This is a genomic window from Sphingosinicella soli (assembly GCF_014199685.1).
Taxonomy (GTDB): Bacteria; Pseudomonadota; Alphaproteobacteria; order Sphingomonadales; family Sphingomonadaceae; genus Sphingosinicella; species Sphingosinicella soli.
The window spans coordinates 65,292-71,382 of the sequence record NZ_JACHNZ010000020.1 but is presented as its reverse complement, the minus strand read 5'-3'; the positions used below and the strand labels follow the sequence as shown (position 1 = coordinate 71,382).

The window sequence follows — 6,091 nt, the reverse complement described above, 5'->3', positions numbered from 1 at the left end:
GTCGTTGTGGCGCTCCCATGGAGTATCTGTCCCATAGCGCATCCTTCCATTGCTGGCTGAATAATGCACCATCAAAGCCTGGGATCAAACAACTACGCGCTGCTCGCGGGCGATACGGCGGCGTCGGCGCAGATCGTCACACTGGCGGCGGGGGTGTTCATTCTTCCCTTCGTGCTGTTTTCCGCGCTGGCCGGCCAGATCGCTGACAGCGTCGACAAGGCCCGGCTCATCCGCATCATCAAGGCGGCCGAAATCGGCATCATGCTCGTCGGCGCGGCGGCGCTCACGATCGGCTCGGTGCCGCTGATGATGCTCGTGCTTTTTGCGATGGGCGCGCACTCCACCTTCTTCGGGCCGATCAAATACGCGATCCTGCCGCAGCATCTCGCGCCGAAGGAGCTGCTGACGGGAACGGGCCTGGTGGAGGCGGGAACATTCATCGCCATCCTCACCGGGCAGGTCGCGGGCGGTCTCCTCGCGCCGCAGGTTTCGGCATGGGCGATCGTGGCGGTCGCGGTGCTGGGCTACCTTAGCGGCCGGCACGTGCCCGCCGCTTTGCCTCCGGGGCGCGCGCGCATCGAATGGAACATCCTTGCAAGTTCGCTGCGCATCACGCGCGACGTCACCCGCGATCCGCAGCTCGGCCGCGCCGTGCTCGCCGTCTCGTGGTTCTGGTCGGTGGGCGCGGTGTTCACCAGCCTGTTCGTACCGCTGGTGAAGGGCGATCTGGGCGGCGCGGAAACCGTGGCGACGCTGTTTCTCACCATCTTTTCGGTCGGTGTCGCAACCGGATCGCTCGTCGTCGCGCGCCTGCTCAAGGGCACGGTTTCGGTTCGCTACGCGCCGGCGTCGGCGGTGCTGATGACGCTGTTCATCACCGATCTTTATTTCGCGATCCGCGCGTTCGATGTGCCGCACGCGGAATTGATCGGCGTCGGCGCCTTTCTTTCCGATCCGGGGAGCTGGCGCATCGTGCTCGATCTTTTCGGGCTCTCCGTTGCCGCCGGGGCGTTCATCGTTCCGCTCTACGCGCTCCTTCAGACCGCGAGTGATCCTTCGGCGCGGGCGCGGACGATTGCGGCGAACAACATCATCAATTCAGGTTTCATGGTCGCAGCCGCGCTCGGCTCGGGGCTTCTTCTGAAGGCCGGGCTCGACGTGCCGCAGATCCTGCTCGCGGTCGGGCTCGCCAACCTGCTGATCGTGGTTCCCTGTCTCGGTCTGCTCCGCATCCAGCGCGTCTACGGCGCCGCCTGAAAAGTTGCGCCGCGCAACTTTGCCTAAGCGCGAACGAGCGTACCGGCGCCTTTCCGCGTGAAGATTTCCAGCAGCAGCGCGTGCGGCACGCGGCCGTCGAGGATGACGGCAGCCTCCACGCCGCCGGTCACGGCGGAAAGGCAGGTTTCCAGCTTGGGGATCATCCCGCCCGAAATCGTGCCGTCGGCGATCAGCGCCTCGATGTGCTTTGGCGTCAGGTCCGTCAGCAGCGACTTGTCCTTCGCGAGCACGCCCGGAACATCGGTCAGCAGCATCAGCCGCGCCGCGCCCACGGCGCTTGCGATGGCGCCCGCCATCGTGTCGGCATTGATGTTGTAGGTCTGGCCCTCGGCATCCTCCGCGATCGGTGCGATGACCGGGATCACGTCGGAACGCGTCATCAGGTCGAGGATTTTCGCGTTTACGGAAACCGGCTCGCCGACAAAGCCCAGATCGATGATGCGCTCGATCGCGCTGTCGGGATCGCGCACGGTGCGCGTCAGCTTGCGCGCGGTGACGAGGCGGGCGTCCTTGCCGGAAATGCCGACCGCGGTGCCGCCCGCGCGGCCGATCCAGCTGACGAGGTCCTTGTTGATCGCCCCCGCCAGCACCATTTCGGCAACCTCGGCCGTTGCCGCGTCGGTGACGCGCAGGCCGTCGACGAACTCGGACTTGATGCCGAGCCGTCCGAGCATGGTGCCGATCTGCGGCCCGCCGCCGTGGACGACGATCGGGTTGATGCCGATCGCCTTCAGCAGCACCACATCCTCGGCGAAGTCGATTGCGCGTTCGGGATCGCCCATCGCGTGCCCGCCGTATTTCACCACGAAGGTCCGGCCGACATACTTCTGAATGAACGGCAGCGCCTCGGTCAGCGTTTCGGCCTTGGCGAGCATGGCCGGATCGGGCGTGTGGTCGACGGACATTCGGCGGCTCCTCAATGATCGTGCGCCGCTATAAAGCCTCGATGCAAAAGGGGAAGAGCGGATGATGCAGGGTACACAGCGCCAGTCAGCGGTGTGATATCTCGTAACATACTGTTTTTATTGACGTGAAGCGCAAAGGCCGTAAGAGTTGCCGCATGAGCCGAGACCACCATCCGCACACCGGTCATCACCATTCGCACAATGGGCATTCTCACGGCGGCCATTCGCATGCGCCGACCGTCAGCGCGGGCAACGAGCGCCGCGTGGGCTTCGCTGCGCTGCTGACCGGCAGCTTCATGATCGTCGAGGTGGTGGGCGGTATCGTTTCCGGCTCGCTGGCGCTGCTCGCCGATGCGGGCCACATGCTCACCGATTTCGCCGCGCTCGCGCTTGCATGGTTCGCGTTCCGGTTGGCGCGGCGGCCGGCGGACTGGCGGCGGACGTTCGGATTCGATCGTTTTTCGGTGCTTGTCGCCTTCGTCAACGGGCTCAGCCTGTTCGCCATCGCGGCGTTCATCGTCTGGGAAGCTGCGGAGCGCCTGCAGGCGCCGCCCGACATCGCGGCGCCGACGATGCTTGGCGTTGCTGTCGCCGGACTCGTCGTGAACATTCTGGCCTTCTGGCTGCTGTTCGGCGCGGATCGCGGCAATCTCAACATTCGCGGCGCGCTCGCGCATGTGGCGGGCGATCTGCTTGGCTCGGTCGGAACGATCGTCGCGGCGATCGTCATCATGTACACCGGGTGGACCGCTGCCGATCCGCTGCTCTCGGTCTTCGTGGCGCTCATCATCCTGCGCAGCGCCTGGGCGGTGACGCGCGATGCCGCGCACATCCTGCTCGAAGGCGCGCCGGCGGGGCTGGAGGCGGATACGGTGGTCGCCGACCTTGCGGCGAATATCGACGGTGTGGAGAGCATCCATCATGTTCACGTCTGGTCGATCAACGAGGCGCGTCCGATGGCGACGCTGCACGCGCGCATCCGGGCGGGGGCCTCGTCCGCGCAGGTGAAAAAGGCCATTCGCGAACGGCTGCAATCGCGTTTCCATGTCGATCACGCCACGGTCGAGATCGAAGACGGCGACCACGCGCCGGGGTGTCGCTAACCTCTTGCGTCGAGTTTCCGGCCGATCGCGACGAAGCCCTGAACCAGCGGCGGAACAAGCACGATCGACAGCATGATCTTGGCGAGCATCTGCCCGATCATCAGATCGAGGATCGGGAAAAGGCCGTAAAAGGCCAGCGTGATGAAGATCAGCGTGTCGATGATCTGCGAAAGAACGCTGGCGAGCGCACTGCGAAGCCACAGCCAGCCTCCCTCGCGCCGCAGCAGGCTGAACACGCCGACGTTCAGAAGCTGCGAGATACCGTAAGCCACGATGCCGGCGCCCATCAGGCGCGGGCTCTGCGCGAGGATGGTCTGGAAACCGGCAAGCCGCTCCGCGTCCATTTCCGGCGCGGCGGGCAGCGCCAGCACGCTGACGATCAGCACCATCGACACGACAAGCGGCACGAAGCCCAGAAACACGAGGTGGTTTGCCGCCTTGCGCCCATGCAACTCGGCCGTCGCGCTCGACAGCACCACGAGCAGCAGGAATGCGAAAATACCGGCCTCGACGGTCAGCGGCCCCAGCGCGATCTGCTTGTTGCCCAGCACGCCGGCGATGCAGGCCATGCCGCCGTAAAGCACCGAGAAAGCGAAAAGCGATCGGGAAATCGGCGGCGTGGGCGTCGTCATCGGGCCCGTTGCTATCCGCTTTTCGCATGCCGAGAAAGCTCTATAGCTGGGGCTCGGGAAACCGGCGTTCGGCGGGGGGACAATGCGGATACTGATCGGGCTCGGCGGCATTGCGCTCATTCTCGCCATCGCCGTGCTCTTGTCCGCGAACCGGCGCGCCATCCGCCTGCGCGTCGTGGGTGCCGCGTTCGCGCTGCAGGCGGGGATCGCGGTTCTTGTGCTCTATGTTCCGGCGGGTCGCCGCGCGCTGGCCTGGTTTTCCGGGGGCGTCGGAGAATTGCTCGGCTATGCGCGGGCGGGCTCGGAATTTCTGTTCGGCGCGCTGCTCGGCGATCCGCTCGGGCAGAGCTTCGCGTTTCAGGCGCTGCCGACGATCATCTTCTTCGCCGCGCTCATCGCCATTCTCTATCACCTCGGCGTGATGCAGTTCGTCATCCGCTGGATCGGCGGAGGGCTCGAAAAGATCACCGGCATCAGCAAGGTCGAATCGCTCTGCGCGGCGTCGAACATCTTCGTGGGCCAGAGCGAATCTCCGCTCGTCATCCGGCCCTATCTCGCCGGGCTCAGCCCCGCGCAGCTCTTCACGGTCATGGCGTCCGGCATGGCGGGGGTCGCGGGCACCATCCTTGCCGCTTATGCGTCGATGGGCATCCGCATCGATTATCTGCTCGCGGCGAGCTTCATGGCGGCGCCCGGCGGCATCCTGATGGCCAAGCTCATCATGCCCGACGATCCCGCCGACCTTGCGCGCACGCAGGGCGAGATCGTGGAGATCGCCGATCACGATGAAAAGCCCGCGAACATCATCATGGCGGCGGCGCAGGGTGCGCAGACCGGCGTGAAGCTCGCGGTTGCAGTGGGCGCCATGGTACTCGCGTTCGTGGCGCTGGTCGCGCTCGCGAACGGGCTGCTTTCAGGGGTCGGCGGCTGGTTCGGGCTCGAAGGCCTCACCTTCCAGCAGCTCATCGGCTACGTCTTCGCGCCCGTCATGTATCTGCTCGGCGTACCGTGGGACGAGGCGGGGATCGCGGGCGGCCTCTTCGGCACCAAGGTCGTCCTCAACGAGTTCGTCGCCTACATCGATCTCGGCGCGCAACAGGGCGCGCTGGCGCCCGCAACGGTGGCGATCGTCACGTTCGCGCTGTGCGGCTTCGCCAATTTCAGTTCGATCGCGATCCAGATGGCGGTCACAGGAAGTCTCGCGCCCAGTCAGCGCCCTATGATCGCAAAGCTCGGCATCAAGGCGCTCGTTGCGGGCAGCCTTGCCAATCTGATGAGCGCAGCCCTCGCGGGGCTGCTGCTGTCGGTCTAGCGGGTGGGGACCGGCGCTTCGCCCGAATAGTCGTAGAAGCCGCGCCCGCTCTTCCTGCCGTACCAGCCGGCCTCGACGTATTTCACAAGCAGCGGCGCCGGGCGGTACTTGGGATCACCGGTCGCTTCCTGCATCACGTGCATGACGCTGAGCAGCGTATCGAGACCGACGAAATCGGCGAGCGTCAGCGGCCCCATCGGGTGATTGGCGCCGAGCCGCATGCCCTGGTCGATGTCGACGACCGAGCCGACGCCTTCGCCGAGCGCGAAGATCGCCTCGTTCAGCATCGGGCAGAGCACGCGGTTGACGATGAACGCCGGGCTGTCGAGCGCTTCCACCGTGGTCTTGCCGATCGCCCTGCAGAAATCGTGCATCGCCGCCGTGGTCGCGTCCGATGTGGCGAGGCCGCGGATGATCTCCACGAGCTTCATCACCGGCACGGGGTTGAAGAAGTGCAGGCCCACGAAGCGGTCCGGGCGATCGGTCGCCGCGGCCAGCCGCGTGATCGAGATCGACGAGGTGTTGGAAGCGAGAAGCGCGGTGTCCTTCAGGGTCAGCCCCTTGAAGATCGCCTTCTTCACCGCTTCGTTCTCGGTCGCGGCTTCGATCACGAGGTCGCACGTCGCAAAGTCGGAAGGGTCAGTGGTCAGCCGGATGCGCGCGAGCGTGGCCTCCACTTCGCCCACTTGCATCGTGCCTTTGGTAACGGCGCGGCCGAGATTCTTCTCGATCACCGCCTTGCCCGCCTCTGCGCGCGCAAGCTCGACATCCGAAAGAATGACGTCGAACCCGGCGAGCGCGGAGACGTGCGCGATGCCGTTGCCCATCAGGCCCGAACCGATGACGCCGATCGTCTTCATG

6 protein-coding genes are annotated in these 6,091 nt (G+C 65.5%); 3 read left to right on the top strand and 3 right to left on the bottom strand.

Features of this window, described 5'->3' with window-relative positions; all coding sequences use genetic code 11:
* Window positions 1-63: 63 nt before the first annotated feature.
* A complete protein-coding gene (locus tag GGQ98_RS09965; RefSeq protein WP_184068817.1) occupies window positions 64-1,257 on the top strand; it encodes an MFS transporter in 1,194 nt (397 codons plus the stop codon).
* Between the two features lie 23 nt (window positions 1,258-1,280).
* On the opposite strand, the gene argB is transcribed toward GGQ98_RS09965, so the two are convergent.
* The gene (gene argB / locus GGQ98_RS09960) at window positions 1,281-2,183 is read right to left on the bottom strand and encodes an acetylglutamate kinase (protein ID WP_184068814.1); all 903 of its coding nucleotides are present in this window, start codon (window positions 2,181-2,183) and stop codon (window positions 1,281-1,283) included.
* Window positions 2,184-2,338: 155 nt separating this feature from the next.
* On the opposite strand from argB, the gene GGQ98_RS09955 reads away from it, so the two are divergent.
* Entirely contained in the window at window positions 2,339-3,286 is a 948-nt protein-coding gene (locus GGQ98_RS09955) for a cation diffusion facilitator family transporter (protein WP_184068811.1), read from the top strand.
* On the opposite strand, the gene GGQ98_RS09950 is transcribed toward GGQ98_RS09955, so the two are convergent.
* A complete protein-coding gene (locus GGQ98_RS09950; protein ID WP_184068808.1) occupies window positions 3,283-3,918 on the bottom strand; it encodes a queuosine precursor transporter in 636 nt (211 codons plus the stop codon). The genes GGQ98_RS09955 and GGQ98_RS09950 overlap by 4 nt on opposite strands.
* Before the next feature lie 82 nt (window positions 3,919-4,000).
* Here GGQ98_RS09950 and GGQ98_RS09945 point away from each other — a divergent pair, with 82 nt between their 5' ends.
* Window positions 4,001-5,230 (top strand): NupC/NupG family nucleoside CNT transporter, encoded by a 1,230-nt coding sequence (locus GGQ98_RS09945; protein WP_184068805.1) that lies wholly within the window; start codon window positions 4,001-4,003, stop codon window positions 5,228-5,230.
* Here the strand turns inward: GGQ98_RS09945 and GGQ98_RS09940 are convergent.
* Window positions 5,227-6,090 (bottom strand): 3-hydroxybutyryl-CoA dehydrogenase, encoded by an 864-nt coding sequence (locus GGQ98_RS09940; protein WP_184068802.1) that lies wholly within the window; start codon window positions 6,088-6,090, stop codon window positions 5,227-5,229. The genes GGQ98_RS09945 and GGQ98_RS09940 overlap by 4 nt on opposite strands.
* Window position 6,091 lies beyond the last annotated feature (1 nt).

What these genes read in the sequence shown, in the direction of transcription:
- argB (WP_184068814.1), bottom strand. Translation starts at nt 2,183, where the DNA reads ATGTCCGTCGACCACACGCCCGATCCGGCCATGCTCGCCAAGGCCGAA.
- GGQ98_RS09940 (WP_184068802.1), bottom strand. Translation starts at nt 6,090, where the DNA reads ATGAAGACGATCGGCGTCATCGGTTCGGGCCTGATGGGCAACGGCATC.
- GGQ98_RS09965 (WP_184068817.1), top strand. Translation starts at nt 64, where the DNA reads ATGCACCATCAAAGCCTGGGATCAAACAACTACGCGCTGCTCGCGGGC.
- GGQ98_RS09955 (WP_184068811.1), top strand. Translation starts at nt 2,339, where the DNA reads ATGAGCCGAGACCACCATCCGCACACCGGTCATCACCATTCGCACAAT.
- GGQ98_RS09950 (WP_184068808.1), bottom strand. Translation starts at nt 3,918, where the DNA reads ATGACGACGCCCACGCCGCCGATTTCCCGATCGCTTTTCGCTTTCTCG.
- GGQ98_RS09945 (WP_184068805.1), top strand. Translation starts at nt 4,001, where the DNA reads ATGCGGATACTGATCGGGCTCGGCGGCATTGCGCTCATTCTCGCCATC.